This window comes from Marinobacter arenosus (genome assembly GCF_019264345.1).
Taxonomy (GTDB): domain Bacteria; phylum Pseudomonadota; class Gammaproteobacteria; order Pseudomonadales; family Oleiphilaceae; genus Marinobacter; species Marinobacter arenosus.
The window spans coordinates 2,362,783-2,379,554 of sequence record NZ_JAHVAO010000001.1 but is presented as its reverse complement, the minus strand read 5'-3'; the positions used below and the strand labels follow the sequence as shown (position 1 = coordinate 2,379,554).

The 16,772-nt window shown below is 61.3% G+C and carries 11 protein-coding genes; 5 read left to right on the top strand and 6 right to left on the bottom strand.

From position 1 onward, the window contains the following. Positions 1-39: 39 nt before the first annotated feature. Both KXD86_RS10955 and KXD86_RS10950 read right to left on the bottom strand, forming a co-directional pair. Positions 40-1,863, bottom strand: a complete 1,824-nt coding sequence (locus KXD86_RS10955) for a diguanylate cyclase (protein WP_218636057.1) — start codon at positions 1,861-1,863, stop codon at positions 40-42. A gap of 187 nt (positions 1,864-2,050) precedes the next feature. Beyond that, the gene (locus KXD86_RS10950; protein WP_218636056.1) at positions 2,051-4,624 is read right to left on the bottom strand and encodes an EAL domain-containing protein; all 2,574 of its coding nucleotides are present in this window, start codon (positions 4,622-4,624) and stop codon (positions 2,051-2,053) included. 361 nt (positions 4,625-4,985) lie between these two features. On the opposite strand from KXD86_RS10950, the gene KXD86_RS10945 reads away from it, so the two are divergent. After that, on the top strand, positions 4,986-8,537 hold the full coding sequence (locus tag KXD86_RS10945) for an EAL domain-containing protein (protein ID WP_218636055.1): 3,552 nt from the start codon (positions 4,986-4,988) through the stop codon (positions 8,535-8,537). Positions 8,538-8,560: 23 nt separating this feature from the next. Here KXD86_RS10945 and KXD86_RS10940 read toward each other — a convergent pair whose 3' ends face one another. Beyond that, on the bottom strand, positions 8,561-8,737 hold the full coding sequence (locus KXD86_RS10940) for a DUF2897 family protein (protein ID WP_218636054.1): 177 nt from the start codon (positions 8,735-8,737) through the stop codon (positions 8,561-8,563). A 132-nt stretch (positions 8,738-8,869) separates the two neighbouring features. Beyond that, on the bottom strand, positions 8,870-10,018 hold the full coding sequence (locus tag KXD86_RS10935; protein ID WP_218636053.1) for a hypothetical protein: 1,149 nt from the start codon (positions 10,016-10,018) through the stop codon (positions 8,870-8,872). 194 nt (positions 10,019-10,212) lie between these two features. On the opposite strand from KXD86_RS10935, the gene KXD86_RS10930 reads away from it, so the two are divergent. From KXD86_RS10930 to KXD86_RS10920, 3 genes are all read left to right on the top strand, one after another. Then, positions 10,213-10,467 carry a hypothetical protein gene (locus tag KXD86_RS10930; protein WP_218636052.1) on the top strand — a complete coding sequence of 85 codons (255 nt, stop codon included), beginning with the start codon at positions 10,213-10,215 and terminating at the stop codon, positions 10,465-10,467. 70 nt (positions 10,468-10,537) lie between these two features. Next, on the top strand, positions 10,538-11,638 hold the full coding sequence (locus KXD86_RS10925; RefSeq protein WP_218636051.1) for a mandelate racemase/muconate lactonizing enzyme family protein: 1,101 nt from the start codon (positions 10,538-10,540) through the stop codon (positions 11,636-11,638). A gap of 77 nt (positions 11,639-11,715) precedes the next feature. Beyond that, positions 11,716-13,212 carry a helicase HerA-like domain-containing protein gene (locus KXD86_RS10920; protein WP_228739545.1) on the top strand — a complete coding sequence of 499 codons (1,497 nt, stop codon included), beginning with the start codon at positions 11,716-11,718 and terminating at the stop codon, positions 13,210-13,212. Between the two features lie 53 nt (positions 13,213-13,265). Here the strand turns inward: KXD86_RS10920 and KXD86_RS10915 are convergent, their stop codons facing one another. Next, positions 13,266-13,817: an outer membrane beta-barrel protein gene (locus KXD86_RS10915; RefSeq protein WP_218636049.1), complete on the bottom strand. Its 552-nt coding sequence runs from the start codon at positions 13,815-13,817 to the stop codon at positions 13,266-13,268. Between the two features lie 139 nt (positions 13,818-13,956). Then, entirely contained in the window at positions 13,957-14,652 is a 696-nt protein-coding gene (locus KXD86_RS10910; RefSeq protein ID WP_218636048.1) for a glutathione S-transferase family protein, read from the bottom strand. Positions 14,653-14,796: 144 nt separating this feature from the next. Here KXD86_RS10910 and KXD86_RS10905 point away from each other — a divergent pair, with 144 nt between their 5' ends. Beyond that, on the top strand, positions 14,797-16,683 hold the full coding sequence (locus KXD86_RS10905) for a monovalent cation:proton antiporter-2 (CPA2) family protein (RefSeq protein ID WP_218636047.1): 1,887 nt from the start codon (positions 14,797-14,799) through the stop codon (positions 16,681-16,683). Positions 16,684-16,772: the final 89 nt, after the last annotated feature.

Sequence of the window (16,772 nt, the reverse complement as noted above, 5' to 3'; positions counted from 1 at the left end):
TGATGCGTAACCTTGAGCGCCGTTGCGGCTAAAACCCACCTACTCGGTGATGCTCGGCGACGGCGCGCCAACCACCCGGTTCCGGCCGTCCGTCTTGGCCCGATACATCGCCTCGTCCGCCAGCTTCAGCAAGCCCTCGATGGTTGCCTGACCCTCAGTGAAAGCCAGGCCGATGCTGGCGGTGAGGACCAGGCGCTCGTCACCCGCATGGATCTCGATGCCGGCGATGTCGTTACGCAGGCGTTCCGCCAGCGCCAGGGCAGAAGCCTTCGGTTCCTCCACAAGCAGGGCGAACTCCTCGCCACCCAGCCGACCAAACACGTCGGTGACCCGAATACTCTGGCTGATGGTGTCGGCGAACCGGCACAGCACGGCATCGCCGGTGCTGTGGCCGCAGGTGTCGTTGATACGCTTGAAATGGTCGAGATCAATCATGAACAGGCAGCAGGGCTTGTGCTTGCGCTGCGCCAGTTTGAGTCGGAGCGAGGCATCGTGCAGGAAGCTCCGGCGGTTCAGGATTCCGGTCAGGGCGTCGGTGCGGGCTTCCAGTTCGGCGATCCGCTTGGCCTGTTCCAGTTCCCGGGTACGAACCCGCACCTCGGCCTCCAGTCGGGACTTTGAAAGCTCGAGGTGTTCCCGGTATTGGCGCTCGGTGCTTTTCTTGTCCTGATACACCCGGCGCATCTGGAAGCCCATGGCAAACATGATGGTGAGCATTTCCGAGAACGACGCCACCGGCGGCCAGTAATAGTTGAACAGGGTATGCTCCACCACGCCGAGGTCACGGAATGCCTGCATGAACAGCCCCATGACCAGGAAACTCCAGGCCAGGGAAAAGATACCGGCTTCGGTCAGGCCCTGCCGCCACCGGATCACTCCGGCCACGATCACCATCGGGTACAGCAGGAGCGCCAGGGTAATGGTAATCAGGGCGATGATCTTGATCTGGAAGGCTCCGGCGACCAGGAGCAGGCCGGCGTTGGCAATCATGAACAGGATGACGTAATCGAGGCGGCGGACGTGCTGGCGGGTTTGCAGGAACATCCGGGCGAAGGCCAGCCCCAGCAGGATGGTCAGGGCACCGCTGATTGACATCAGGCTCCAGTGAAACTGATCGCGGAGGAAAAACTGGTGGGTGTAACCGAGAATCGTGGCCCAGCAGGTGATTTTGGACAGCGCGTAGGCCGAGTAAACGAAAAACAGGCGCTTGCGGCTGACCACGCCGGCGATCAAGGCGAACATCGCCATCAGGAGAAAGCCGCCAAACAGGAAGCCGATCAGGGTGGTTTCCCGCAACTGCTGGGCTTCAAGCTGTTTGGGTGACCAGATGCGCATGCTGGGGAAGGCATAGCCGCTCTCCTTGGAACCATAGCGAACCAGCACCTCCCGGGTCTCATTGCCGGCGATGGTCAGGGGCACGATAAAGCGGTTGTGCTCAACGAGGCGGTGGGAAAACGGCCGTTCCATGGAGAGGCTGGCTACCCTGGTGAAGTCGCCGGTGTCCCGGGGCCGGGTGAATGCGTCCAGCTGGATGAGCTGGTGGTCGACGTATTCCAGGTGCAGCGTCAGTGGCTGCGCCGACGGATTGCGTAACTCGAAATGGCTCCAGTAGGCCCCGGGTTTCAGGCCGGTGGAGCCGGCACTCGCCAGAGGCTCGAATTTACCCGCCGCCAGGGCAGACCGTACCTGGCTGAGATCCAGATCGCCCTGGGGATCATGCAGAACCCGGGCATGGCCGGTCTTCTGAATTCCCCGCTCTTCCTCACTCACCGTGATGGGCGTGTTGGCAGACACGGCTGCGGACAGCAAACATAGCAGGGGCACGAGAATGGCGCGGAGGATGAGGGACGGTTGATGATTCATGGTGGTCACTGCTGGAAGCCCGGTTAAAGAATAAACGGGGGGGTGGGCTGTGTCTACGACATCGGCAGGTTCTCGGGACGCTCCAGGTGTCCGGCTTCGCACCTCCTGTGCCAGAGCAAAAACCTGGCCCTGAAGCAGGCTGCCCGGCTGCGGCTCGCGCTTCTCCCGCCGAGGTGGTCTTGCCGGATCAGTTGGTCAGCAGCCGGACCGTGGGCCTGGCCCGGGCCGGGACATTCTGGTGCTCCGCCAGCCAGACTTTCAGGTCCTTCAGAGGTAAGGGGTGGCACAGCCAGAAACCCTGCAGCTTGTCGCACCCCATGGCTTGCAGGATGCGCGCGGTTTCCTCGTTCTCGACGCCTTCGGCGACCACCTTGTAACCCAGCCCGTGCACCATGTTGATGGCCGTCTCCACAATCACTTGGGAACTGTCGCTCCCGCACACGTCGGTGATCAGCGAGCGGTCCAGCTTGATCTCGGAGGCGGGCAACTGTTTCAGGTAGGACAGGGACGAATAGCCACTGCCAAAATCGTCGATGGAAACCTGGAGCCCGGTATCGGCCAGCGCCTGCAATGCCCGCAGGCCCTTTTCCGGGTCTTCCATGGCCGCGGTCTCGGTGAGCTCCAGGGTGAGGCGCTTGGCGTCAACACCGTGCTCCGCCAGGACGGCGTCGAGCCGTTCGCCGAGCTCCCTTGATGCCAGGTCCCGGGTCGAGATGTTGATCGACAGGGACAGCCTGGGGTGCTCCGTGAGCAACGCCGCCAGGTCCCGGATGCTTCGGCCGATCGCCCAGTGGGTCAACTGTCGAATAACGCCGGTTTCCTCGGCGAGTGGCACGAAATCCGACGGGCAGACCCAGCCCCGCTCGGGGTGGTGCCAGCGAATCAGGGCTTCCAGGCCCACGATGTCGCCGCTGTTCAGGCACACCTTGGGCTGGTAGTAGAGCTCGGTCTGGTTGCGCTGGAGGGCCTCCCGGAGATCCGACATCAGCGTCAGCCGGCTTTCGCTGTAGATGTCGAACGCCTGGGAATACAGGCCGGTGGCAAAGGGCCCCCGCGGCGCGATTTCCATGCCGACGTGCGCGTTGCGTATGAGCTGGGCGGCATTGTCACCCTGGGACGGGAAACTGGCGGCGCCGAACTTCGGATGCAGCTCGATGGCCAGGTTATCCTGCAGAATCGGCTCGGACAGCAGCCCCAGCGCCTTATTGAGCCCGTCAAAGTTGTCCGTCGCCTTGCCGACGTTGACCAGTATCCCGAAGCAGTCGCCAGACAGCTGGTACACGCATTCATCCCGGCCCTGGTCGTCCTGGATGCGATGGACCACCGGTAGCTGCACGGCCAGTTTGGTCATTTGCCGGGCCAGACGCCGGAGCAAGCGCTCACTGCGGCTCAGGCCCAGGGTGCGGTTGATCTCATCGAGCCGGGTAATCCGCGCCACGCCCACCATGTACCGGCCGCCCGGGTCCTGCTCCAGCTGCTGGTTCACCATCCATTCGAACCGGTTCCGGTTCGGCAGGCCGGTAACCGGGTCATGGGTCATGGCCTCGTTCAGTTTGTTCCGGGCTTCGTTGCGGGCAATCTCTTTTCGCAGGCTGTCCGCCTGGGCTTTGATCTTCTCTTCCCGTTCACGGTACAGGCGATCCGCCAGCGCCAGGGTCAGAATGAAGGCCTCGAGGCCGGACCCGATCTGCATGGCGTACTCGGTCATGAAGTTGACCGGGAAAAACCCCAGCGCCCGGCCGGCGGTGGCCAGCACGCCCACGGTCAGCGGGGTCCAGGCGAGGGTAAAGAAGGCGCCGGCCCGAACGCCCGCAGCCCAGGTAATGGGACCGGCCACGAACAGCAGCGAGAAGAAGACCAGCGCCGAGATGGCAGAGAGCTTCATGGCGCTGTTGTAGTCCAGCACCATGGCACAGGCGAAGTTGACGATTTCGAAGCAGATCATCGCCCGCATGGCCAGATCAAGGCGGGGGCTGTGGGACTGGACCTTCAGGAAGGTGCGGCAGAACAGCACCGAGAACAGGGCCAGGATTGGCATCGAGGCCAATAAGGCCCGGGCATGCAGCCACGGGACGTCGGGATACAGCAGCTGGAAGCTGTAGCCCTTGCTGGACGCAAAGAACAGCAGGTAGCCGGAAATGGCCAGCGCGTAATACAGGTACAGGCGCTCCCGCAGGGTCAGGAACACCGCGAGGTTGATCAGGATGATGACGGTGAGGCAGCCGTAATAGAAGAAATGCAGCTTCTGTTCGTTGGAGGCGGCGCCAAAGAACTGGTTTTCTCGCCAGATCCGCAGCGGCAGAATCATCGGGCCTGCGGTTTCGGCCCGGACATACAGGGTCTTGGTCTGCTCCGGCGCCAGCGTGAACCGCAGCAACATGTTGGGGTGTTCAACGTCCCTGGGATAAAACGGGCGGGTGTCGCCGGTTCTGAATTCCTGGACCTTTTCGGTACCCGAGAAGACGTGAAAGATCACGTCGTCCAGTTGCGAGTATGCGAGCTCGGCAATCAGGTTCAGCGCGTCCGGCGTCTGGTTGGTGACGGCAAACCGGAGCCAGTAGGTGGAGGGCGTCATGCCAAAGGTGGCGCTGCCGGAGGGCATGGCCTGCCATCGGGTATCGGGCAAACCGACGACCTGCTCGAGATCGGCCTGACCCTCGGGGTCCTCCCAGTACTCGAAATGGCTCTGGATGGGGGCGGCCCCGGCCACGACAATGGGCTGCGTTTCCGCCTGAACGGCGTTCCAGGCCAGTAAACACATCACCGCTAAACTGAAGCGCAACGTTCTCGATAGGATCACGATCAACCAACCATCTTTTCGGTCGTGGAGTCTAATTGTTGTTCTAGTCATTGATCAATATTTAATCCTATCGTCCAGGGTCGTCCAAACTGAATGAATTTCATGTAGAAAAATGTGTACAGATTTCTAACAGTCTGATTCTGCGTGCAATCTCCCGACAAACCCGCCCTGGGGACCCTTTTAGGGCGTGGCGAGTTGCTGAAGATTGGGGAGGGGGTGGTCCTTTCCTATGCTATACCTTAAGAAGGTCCTGTCTAGCGCGTGGAATGCGGCTGTCAGATCAGGTGTTACGCTCAGGGAATAGGCTGCGCCTGTAGGTTTTATGGAAAACGACTCTGCTGACCGCTTGCAACCGCCCGGCGGTGAATGGCTACTGGGCGGCGGCGAGATGGGTGAGCTGGTGCGGTCCATGGATTGGTCCAGGACCCCGCTCGGCCCCCGAGAAAACTGGCCGCACATTATGCGGTCGGTGACGAATCTTTGCCTCAATACCAGCTTCCCGATCAACGTGGTCTGGGGGCCTCACCGCGTTCAGATTTATAACGACAGTTACCGGGCCTTCTGCGGCGACAAGCATCCGGAGTCCATGGGACAGGACTTCCGCGAGATGTGGGGCTCAATCTGGCACCTCGTGGACGACGCGTTTGAAATGGCCACCAGCGGCAAGCCTTCGCGCCTCGTCAACCGGCGCGTGTTTCTGGATCGGGTCGGCTACCTGGAAGAAGCTTTCTTCACCTCGAATTTCAGCCCGATTTTCGACGACGATGGCACCGTGGCCGGTGTTTTTCATCCCGTGACGGAGCTGACCCAGCAGGTTCTGGGTGAACGGCGTTTGCGGGTGGTGCAATCGGTTACGGATCTGTTTTTCGACGCCACCACCCTGGAAAGCGCGATCAACAAGACCATCCATGCGCTGACACGTCACAAGCTTGAAGTGCCGTTTGCCCTGTTTTACCTCATCGACCCCTCCGGTCGTGAGGCCTACCTGCGGGCTGAAACCGGTTTGGACGCCGACAGCAGCGACGCGCGGGTGCCGGCCATCGATCTTCGCAACAACCTTTCAATCTGGCCCGTCGATGAGGTTCTGGTTTCAGGCGACAGCCTGGAATTAACCGACCTGCACACGCGTGCAGTAATTGTTGGCTCGCCCTACGATGAGCCGGTTCGGGAGGCCATTCTGATGCCGATCACGGTGGCCGAGGGCGATTTCCCGAACGCGGTTCTGATTGCCGGGGTCAGCGCCCGCCGACGATTGGACACGGCGTACCGGAATTTCTTCGACATGCTGCGCTACACCGTTGAAAAAGAATTGTCCCACGCGCTTTCCTACGAGCGTGTGCGTCTGCAGACCGAGGCGCTGGAGGAGCTGGATCGCGTAAAAACGACCTTCTTCACGCACATCAGCCACGAATTGCGCACGCCCCTCACGTTACTGCTCGGGCCCGTGTCGGAAACGCTCAAAGCCCGGGGGCGCAGTCTGAACAAGGGGGATCGTCGTCGCCTTGAAATTGTGCACCGGAATGCCCTGCGGTTGATGAAGCTGGTGAATTCGTTACTCGACTTTGCCCAGATCGAAGCTGGCCGGGCCCAGCCCAGCTACGCCCCCGTCGACCTTCCCAAAGTTACCCGCGAGATCGCGAGCATGTTCGAATCCGCGTTCGAGATGGCCGGCGTCGAGTTTGACATTGACTGCCCGGACGCGCCGGAACCGGCGTACGTGGATATCGGCATGTGGGAGAAGATTGTCCTCAATCTGCTGTCCAATGCCTTCAAGTTCACACTTCGTGGCCGTGTGACGCTTCGGTTGGTCTGGCAGGCGGACCATATCGAGTTGACGGTGGAGGATACCGGCATCGGCATTGCCGAGAACGAGCTGCCGAAAATTTTCGAGCGGTTCCACCGGGCACCAAACGTTGCCGGCCGAACCTACGGGGGCAGCGGGATTGGCCTTGCGCTGGTCCGGGAGCTGGTGAACCTGCATACCGGCACCATTACCGCGGATAGCACGCCGGATCGGGGGTCCCGATTTACCGTCAGCGTTCCGCGGGGAAAAGCCCATCTGCCCGACGATCAAGTGACCGGCGCACTGCCCTATGACGCAAGCCTGACCGGGCAGGCCTACATCGCCGAAGCGATGCAGTGGTTAGGCATCGACGTCACGCCCACGCCAAAATCGCAGGCACACACCGGCGAGTCGACGATCGCCCGCGTGCTGGTGGTCGACGATACCGCCGATATGCGTCGGTACCTTTACGATATCCTCTCGCCCTACTGTCAGGTCGAAACCCTGGCGGATGGTGAGCAGGCGTTGGAGGCGATCCGAACAGACCCGCCGGACCTGCTCATCAGTGATCTCATGCTTCCCAAAATGGACGGATTTGAGCTCGTTGAGGCGATTCGGGCATCGGAGACCACGACTCGATTGCCGGTTATCCTGCTGTCTGCCCAAGCTGATGAGAACGCGCGGGTGAAAGGCCTGAGCTCTGGTGCTGACGATTATCTGGTCAAACCTTTCTCCGTCGCGGAGCTGATCGCCCGGGTCCAGTTGCGATTGAGCTCTGGGCGTTCCCGGAGGCTGGCCGTTGAGAAGGCGCAGCATGACGATCTGACGGATCTCCCCAACCGCACGCTGATCTACGAGTTTGCGGAGCGACTGATTGCTGGCGCCGAGCGGGCGCACACGCACATGGCGGTGCTGTTCATCGACATGGATCGCTTCAAGCCGATCAACGATGAGCACGGGCATGCGATCGGTGACGCCGTGCTTGCGGAAGTCGCCTGCAGGCTCAGGGAAGGGGTACGCGAAGAGGATTCCGTGGGCCGAATCGGGGGCGATGAATTCCTGGCAGCGCTGTCCCACCTCTCGTCTCCTTCCGATGCGGCGAAGGTTGCCCGGCATCTGGTTAAAGTCCTGTCCCGACCTTACCGGGTGGACGGCCTGGTACTGCACACCACACCGAGCATTGGCATTGCGATCTACCCCGAGGATGGCAAAACCCCCGATCAATTGACCCGTGCCGCCGACCAGGCCATGTATCTGGCCAAGCTGGCGGGCCCCGGGAAGATTCAGTTCTGTGAGAAGCAGGCCAATCAGCACGAGCAGCAGATCAGCCGAATCGAGCATCGCTTCAAGGGCGCGTTTTCGAGAGGCGAATTCGAACTCCATTACCAGCCTGTGGTCGATCTGCAGAACGGGCAGCTGACCGGTGTCGAGGCGCTTATCCGCTGGCCGGGCAGCAGCTTCGGGCCGAAAGATTTTCTCCCGGTCGCCGAACAATGTGGCCTGATGGAAAAGCTCGGAGACTGGATAATCAACGAGGCCTGCCACCAGTTGAGGGTGTGGGGTGATGAAGGCATGCCGCCGATTACGCTGTCCATTAATGTCTCTCCCATGCAGTGCCGGCAGGCTCAGTTGGTGCGACGTTTGATGCGGTCGGCTGCCGAAAACGGGCTGCCCCCGAGCTCTCTGCAGATTGAGATCTCGGCGTGCGAACTGTTCAAGGGCGACGACACGGACATTCTGAAGCTCCTCAAAAAGCTCCGGTCGGTGGGTTTCAAACTGGCGCTTGATCACTTTGGCAAAGAAGAGTCCAACCTCAACCACCTGGTGGAGTTGGCGCCGGACACCCTCAAGATGGACCAGAAATTCAGTAAATCGAACGGCAGTGATGCGATTCAGCTGGCCGTGGTAAACAGCATTGTGTCGATGGGGTCGACCCTGGGCTTTCAGGTGGTGGCCGAGGGGATTGAGAACGCCGGCATACTGACCACGCTGCAGTCAGCTGGCTGCCGGGACTTCCAGGGGTTTCACATCTGCCCGCCCCTGGCTGCAAACGAATTCACGCACTGGTATCACGACTGGAAGGCCAGCTAGGTTGGCGCGGGTAAAACTGCCTGCTATTTCCAGTCGTCCTCCGCTTTTTCCCTGGCTTCCAGTTCCGCCTTCCGTTTGCGTATTTTGTCCATCTTTTCGTCGGAGATGTGCATGCTGTTGGCGGAATTGCGAAGGATCATCAGCCCCCCGACAATCAGCGCCAGGGCAAGGATTACGAATAGCCATCCGATGGTTGGCATGAGCAGGACTCTCTGTGGGGGTGTCTGTTTATAGTGGACCACCGGAAGAGATTTCGGCAACCGGTTCGCCAACCAACCTGCACTCAACGAACAACCGCGGGGATCAGCCCGCGGTTGTTCAGGGTCACGGCCTCAGTAATCCTTCACTTCAAACTGGTCGTCTTCCGGATCCGCGGTGTAGCGGCCTTCCACCTGGTCCCAATGGTAGGTGTCGCCCATCATGGCCCGAATGCGGCTGTCGTCCGTCGCGGCACTGGCGGCGTCCGCGCCGGTGGCCGTGCGGTTATTCCACCAGTTGATGGTGACTTCCTCCGGAGCCGCCGAGGCCATCGACCGGAAATACCAGGGCACCACGTGATTGTGCTTGTTGACGTAATCGGCGGAGGCCAGGTACCAGAAGCGGTTGTGGATAAAGGTCACGATGCCTTCGAGCTCGGTGTTCTTGTCGCCGATCCAGACGTCCTGAATGCCGGAGGATTTGTACCAGGTCACCGGCGTGTCATGGCGCTGGATCAGTTCCTCAATGGACCACTTGGTGCGCTCGCCCACCCAGTCATTGGCGCCGTCGTTGTTGGCATCACCCAGGTAGCCTTTGCCATCCTGGGACCAGAAGGGATCCAGCAGCTCCAGGCGGTCGACCAGCACGTTGGTGCCCACGCTGCCGGCGTAGACCGCATCGCTGATCTTGCGGGCGACGATGGTGGCCAGCTGGTTGCCCAGCGAGTGGCCGGAGAGGCGCAGGTAGTACGAGGTGTTGCCGGCCAGTGCCGCGGTCACCTGCTCAAAGGCAATCTGGCCCACCGATTTGGCCGGTGAATGCAGTGTGCTGTACGAGCCGTCGCTCAGGGCATACCGCATGCCCCGTGGCCCATTGGCGGTCCACATCTTGGCTTCGGCGTCTTTTACTTCCGACTCGTCGGCGAACTGGTCCCAGTAGAAATAGGCGATGTTCCACCCCTTGTTCTTCCAGGACGTGGAGGTAATCACGTCTTCATCGCCCCAGACAAAGCGAAAATCTTCCCGGTCGTAGCCGTCGCCGCGGGTGGCCGCGCCTGGCTGCCAACCGTGGAAATGAACAATGGTGGGTTTCGAGGGATCGTAGAAACGCAGGGGTACGTTGTTGACCGTACCGTCTGCTTCGACGGCTTTGACCGCCGTGTTGTTGCCGTCGAACCAGTACAGGCCATAGTCGAGCGTGTCGGGCACGGCGTGGGCAGTCAGGGGCATGAACAGAACGGATGCCAATAACATCACGAGGATGGATCGGAGTGGTTTAAGCATGGAATATTCAAACCTGTATTGTTGTTGTGTTGGTGTGGGTTGATAACCCGCTCTGGAACGTAGCAAAGAAACCTTGGAATAAAAATGAACATGTGTTCAATTTCCCGCTTGATGTTCCGTTTTTGTGCGATGTTTCTGAATTTTCGAAACAGATGCGATGAAAGACGGAACCCCAGGCCTGTCAGGTGCCCCTCATGACCCCCGAACAATGGCAGACCGTGCTCGAGACCATCCCCGACGTTCGCGACGGCCTCACCCGCACCGAACGGCTGATCCTGTACGTCATCCACGAGACCCAGCGGGAGCTGAACGGTCGTAATGTGCCGACGGCCATGCTCTATGGCCGGGTGCTGGAATACGTTGATATGAGCGAAGCCGAGCTTCATGCCTACCTTGATCGTCTGGGGGTCAAAGGCGACGGTTATTCCAATCCGCCCAACCGCCGGTAAATAGCGGCGCCGAGGCCGCAGGCGGTCTATGCTCAGAAGATGCAGCAACGGCCAGGGAAGGGGGCAGGGCATGCGTATCGAGAGCATTGCGGTCTACACCGCCGAATTGCCATACACCGGCACGGCCTACGCCTTTGCGGGTGGGCGCTCGCATCGGGTGTTTACCAGTACCGTGGTGGTCCTGACCACCAACGCCGGCCAGACCGGCTACGGGGAGGTCTGTCCCTGCGGACCCAATTACATGGCAGCCTTTGCCGAGGGGCTGCCCTCGTGTCTGTCGGTGTTGGCGCCCAGTGTCATTGGCAGCGACCCCCGCCACCTCACCCGGATCCACGAAAGCATGGACCAGGCACTGACCGGCCATGCGGTGGCCAAGGCGGCCATTGATATGGCCTGTTGGGATCTGTTGGGCAAAGCCGCGCGGATGCCGGTCTACACCCTGTTGGGTGGCTTGCTGACCCCGTCCATGCCCCTGCACCGGATTGTGCCGCTGGCGGAACCGGCAGAAATGGAAGCCTCCCTGGGTCGATACCGTTCGGAGGGTTTCCGGCACATCCAGATCAAGCTTGGCCACCGTGTTGACGAGGACATCGAGCTGATTCAGACCCTGGCCAGAAAGAAGCAGCCGGATGAAATCTGGGTCGGTGACATGAACGGCGCCTGGCGCCGAGACCAGGCCCTGCGCTTCTCCCGGGCGGTGGAGGACCTGGACCTCTATCTGGAACAGCCCTGCCGCGGATACGAGGAAGGCCTGTCGGTGCGACGCCGGTGTCGGCACCCGGTGAAGCTGGATGAGAGCCTGAACTGCCTCGCCGATGTGCAGCGCGCCATTCGGGACGATGCGATGGATGCCATGGCGCTGAAAGTGAGCAAGTTTGGCGGCCTGACACCGGCCCGCGTCATTCGCGACGTCTGCGTGGATGCCGGTATTGCCATGACCATTGAGGACGCCTGGGGCAGCGGCATCGCCACCGCGGCGTATGCCCATCTGGCGGCCAGCACACCGTCCCGTGCCCTGTTGAACACCACCGATCTGCACAACTACAACACGGTGCAGCTGGCGGACGGCGCGCCCGAGGTGTCCGCCGGGCGGATGACCCTGAGCGACCGGCCCGGTTTGGGGGTTACGCCGGATTTCAAAGCCCTGACTCTGCACGACGTCTATGAGTGAGTGCCACGCCCGCCACGGTGTCCCGGCCGGGGCTATACTCGTGGATGAAAGCTGCCACCGCAGCATGCCCTGTGAGGATGTTCCCGGTGAACCAGATACTGATCGGCAAGGGTGAACGCCCGGTGCATTTACTTGGCCGGTATGGCAACCGGCACGGTTTGATTGCTGGCGCCACTGGCACCGGCAAGACCATCACCATGATGGTGCTGGCGGAAGGGTTTTCCCGGCTCGGGGTGCCGGTGTTTGTCGCGGACGTGAAGGGCGACGTGGCTGGCCTGTCCCAGGCCGGGGAAGCCAGTGAGAAACTGCGCGCCCGGGCCTCGGAAATCGGGGTGCAGGGCTACGCCAACGAGGCCAGCCCCGTGGTGTTCTGGGACCTGTACGGCAAACTCGGGCATCCGGTGCGCACGACCATCAGTGAGATGGGGCCGAGCCTGCTGGCCCGTGTCCTGGAGCTGAACGACACCCAGACCGGTGTGCTGGAGGTCGCATTCCGGCTCGCCGACGATCAGGGCCTTTTGCTGTTGGACCTGGAGGACCTCCGGGCGCTGTTGGGTCTGGTCGCCGAGACCCGCAAGGAGATCTCCCGGACCTACGGCCTGGTCAGTCCCCAGTCGATCGCCGCCATCCAGCGGGCCCTGCTGTCACTGGAGCGTGACGGCGGCGATCTGATGTTCGGTGAGCCGGCCCTGGATCTGAACGACCTCATGGGCACGGATCTGAGCGGCCGGGGCATCATCAATGTGTTTGCCGCCGAGCAGCTCATCCTGAAACCCCGTCTTTACTCGAGTTTTCTGCTGTGGCTCATGTCCGAACTGTTCGAGAACCTGGCGGAGGTGGGTGATCCCGAGAAGCCACGGATGGTGTTTTTCTTTGATGAGGCCCACCTGCTGTTTGACGACGCTCCGCCTATCCTGCTGAAGCGAATCGAGCAGGTGGTGCGGCTGATCCGCTCCAAGGGGGTGGGCATCTATTTTTGTTCACAGTTCCCGGACGATTTGCCCGGTGAGGTTCTCGGACAACTGGGCAACCGCTTCCAGCATGCCCTCCGAGCCTTCACACCGAGGGATCAGAAGGCGGTCAAGACCGCCGCGGAAACCTTTGTCGCGAACCCCGGTCTCGATGTCGCCCGAGTGATTTCAGAGCTGGGTGTGGGTGAGGCGCTGGTGTCCACGTTGCAGGACAACGGCATCCCCATGCCGGTTGAGCGCACCCGGATTTCCCCACCCCGTTGCCGCATGGGGCCGGTCAGCGCCGAGGAGCGGGCCATGGTGCGTAGCCGCAGTCCGGTGGGCAGCCGGTACGACACGCCGGTGAACCGGGAATCCGCCCATGAAATTCTGACCCGGCGAGCCGAAGAGGCCGTCAAGGCCGCGGAAGCGAAGGGTGCATCGCCTCAGCCCGTGGACGCCGACAGCAATCCGCTGAGTGACATGCTCTGGGGCAAGGGGCGTCGGCAGGGCGTTGTCGAAGCCATGGCCAAGTCCGCTGCGCGTTCGGTGGGCAGTCAGCTCGGGCGCCAGATCCTGCGGGGTTTGTTGGGTGGTATCTTGGGTGGGTCGCGAAGGCGATGAGGGTAAAAATGCCGGGACCGCCAGTACCTGGGGTACCGCCCGGTGTTGTGGGGTCAGAAAGTGTAGGCGGCGCCTACGGAGAAGTAGTCGATATCGAAGTTATCGAGATCGTAGCGCTCGTATTCGGCCCGCAACTGGAAGGAAAACAGGTTGAATCGGGCACCGATGCCATACAGCGGATCGGTACCGTCGTCGCTACCCCCATCGAAGTCACCGTCCCAGCTGATAAAACCGGCTTTGCCAAAGATACCCACCGGGCCTAACTTGAAACCGGCCAGTCCGGCACCGGTCCAGCCGTCGACTTCAAAATCCGCGTTACTGAGGGGGCCTAGGGTGCCTTTGAATTTACCGAAATCGACATAGGCGCCTTCAACCGCCAGATCCACCAGGGGAATCAGGCCAAAGTTGTAGCCCCCAAATATCTTGTACCCGGTATCGTCGTCGTCAAAATCGACATCACCGATATCCGGAAGCTCGTCGTCGAAATCCAATTGAGCCTGGCCGACGGAAGCGCCGAGGTACAGGCCGCTGTCGCTGCCTGCTAGGGTCGTGCCCGATACTGCAAATAGGGAGACTGCTAGAGTGAGAGGAATAACAGGTTTCATGGTCTTAGCCTCCTTTGCTAAGAGAGCATCGGTTAAAAATTAGGCGATTGTCTGACATTTGTCGAATAATCTGCCTTGAAACCGCTGTTTATTCCCCTCGAACCTCAATTCGGTGCAGATTTGTGGCGTGTTTGACGACTTATCTGGCGGTTACGGCGGTTCGTCTGTCCTCCACCACGGTACCGATCCGCTCACAGTCGCCTTCGTGCTCCTGGTCGATCCAGGGTTCCACCAGGGCCTCCTCGGCCCACGTCTGCATGCCGGGTGAGGCCAGCATGTGCCGGATGTAGTCAGCCATGGCCGGGGTCCGTTCCAGACCATAGGTTTCGAAGCGGAACACCACCGGGGCGAAGAAGGCGTCCACCGCGGTGAAGCGCCCGCCCGCCAGGAAGGGACCTCCGAACCGTTTCAGGCCGTCCTGCCAGACGGTGGCGATGCGCTCGACATCCCGCGCCAGTTCCGGCGGCACCTCGGTCACGCGCACGCTCACACCGATGTTCATGGAACAGAGGTCCCGCAGGGCCTGGAAACCGGAGTGCATCTCGGCGCAGGTGCTGCGAGCCCAGGCCCGGGCGATCGGATCGGCCGGCCAGACCTCCGGGTAGTCATCAGCCAGGTGCTCGGCAATCGCGAGGGAGTCCCAGACCCTGACGTCGCCATCCTGCAAAGTCGGCACCTTGCCGCTGCCCCCCTCCGCCCGGAACGCGGCCCAGGCCGGTTGATCGCCGAACGGCAGCATGTGTTCCTCGAAGGGGATACCGAGTTCGCGCATCAGCAGCCAGGCTCTCAGCGACCAGGAGGAATAGTTCTTGTTGCCAATATAGAGGGTGGTCATGGCGTGGGGTCCTTTCCGTAGTGGGTTGGGTTATGCTCGCAGAGTCTGTACCTCATTACACTCTATAAGTCCGGGATATCATTGGTCTATCCATAATCACGCCCCGGATCGGCTCTGGTCGGCATCACTCAGGGAGAACGCGGCATGACAGCGTATTTCATACAGGCTTTCATCTACCTGGCGGCGGCCGTGATCGCGGTTCCGCTGGCGAAGCGGTTGGGCCTCGGTTCGGTTCTCGGGTACCTGGTGGCCGGTGTCGTGATCGGTCCGATCACCGGTCTGGTGGGGCAGGAGGCCACAACCATCCAGCATTTCGCCGAGTTCGGTGTGGTGATGATGCTGTTCCTGGTGGGCATGGAGCTCGATCCCAAGGCACTCTGGGCCATGCGGGTCCGGCTGGTGGGTCTGGGCGGACTGCAGGTGGTGCTGACCGCGGCGGCCGGCACGGCGGTGGCCTGGTGGCTGGGCCTGCAGTGGCAGACCGCGCTGACGGTGGGCCTGATCTTCGCGCTGTCATCCACGGCGATCGTGTTGCAGACGCTCAACGAGAAAGGCCTGGCCAAGACCGAGGGCGGGCGAAGTGCGTTTTCCGTGCTGCTGTTCCAGGACATCGCGGTGATCCCGATGCTGGCCCTGATCCCCTTGCTCGCGCTTCCGGAACTGATGGCAGCCTCCGGAACCGAGGCCGGCCACGACAGCGGACTGAGCCTGGTGGCGCACTTGCCGGCTTGGGCCCACGGCCTGGTGGTGATCGGAGCGATTGCCGTGGTGATTGTGGGCGGCTTTTATCTGAGCCGGCCAATGTTCCGGTACGTGGTGCAGTCGGGGCTACGGGAAGTGTTTACCGCCATGGCCCTGATGCTGGTTATCGGGATTGCTGCCCTGATGAGCCTGGTCAATCTGTCCCCGGCATTGGGCGCCTTCCTCGCCGGGGTGGTGCTCGCCAACAGCGAATTCCGGCATGAGCTGGAAGCCAACATCGAACCGTTCAAGGGCCTGCTGCTGGGGTTGTTTTTCATCACAGTGGGGGCGGGGATCAACTTCGATGTACTGGTGGCGGAATGGGGCACGATTGTCTCCCTGGGGGTGGCCGTCATCGTCGTCAAGGCACTGATCCTGCTGGCGCTGGCGTTGCTGTTCAGAATTCACGGCAGCAACGGCTGGCTGTTTACCCTGGGACTGGCCCAGGCCGGCGAATTCGGGTTCGTGCTGCTCACTTACAGCGTTCAGAACGCCGTTATCCCGGTCGACATTTCACAGGTCCTGTCACTGGTGGTGGCGCTGTCGATGTTCCTGACGCCGGTGCTGTTTATCGTCTACGACCGTGTGGTGTTGCCCCGGTACCGGCGCTCCAAGAATGATGAGCGACAGGCAGACACGATCGACGAACGGGCACCCGTCATCGTCGCCGGTGTTGGCCGGTTCGGGCAGATTGTCTGCCGGCTGCTGCGGGCCAATAACATTCCCATTGTGGTGTTGGACCATGAGATCGAGCAGATCGAGAACGTCCGCCGGATCAACATCAAGAGCTTCTTCGGCGACGCCAGCCGTCCGGAGTTGCTGGAAACCGCGGGCATCGAGGAGGCGCGGCTGCTGGTGGTGGCCATCGACGACCGGGACCGGACGGTGCGGATTGTCGAGCACGTGAAGAAATTCTACCCCGGTGTCTGGGTTCTGGCGCGGGCGTTCGACCGTGGCCACAGCTACCAGCTGCGCGTGGCGGGTGCCGACGACGTGGTCAGCGAAACCTATCACTCGGCGCTGGAGCTCGGCGGCCATGCCCTGACGGCCATGGGGGTGCACCCGCTTCGGGCCAAACAGATGACCTGGGCATTCGTCGAAAATGAGGAGGCGCACGAAGACGAACTGTTCGAGGCCTGGCAGGAAATCGAGGAGGGCATCGGCTTCAGTCCACGCTACGGTGAACTGTTCATGAAGCTGGAAGAGGCCCTCAACAGCGCCATGCAGAAGGATTGGGAGGAGCCAAAGAAAGAGGATGTGCCGATCTGGACGCCGCCGGTGGAGCACTGAACGGCGCTGTCCGATTACGGCTTGTTAATAACACGCCAAAAAGGTCGTCTCGTCTGGAACCCCAGAAAAAATTTTCCGTGGTGGGGAAT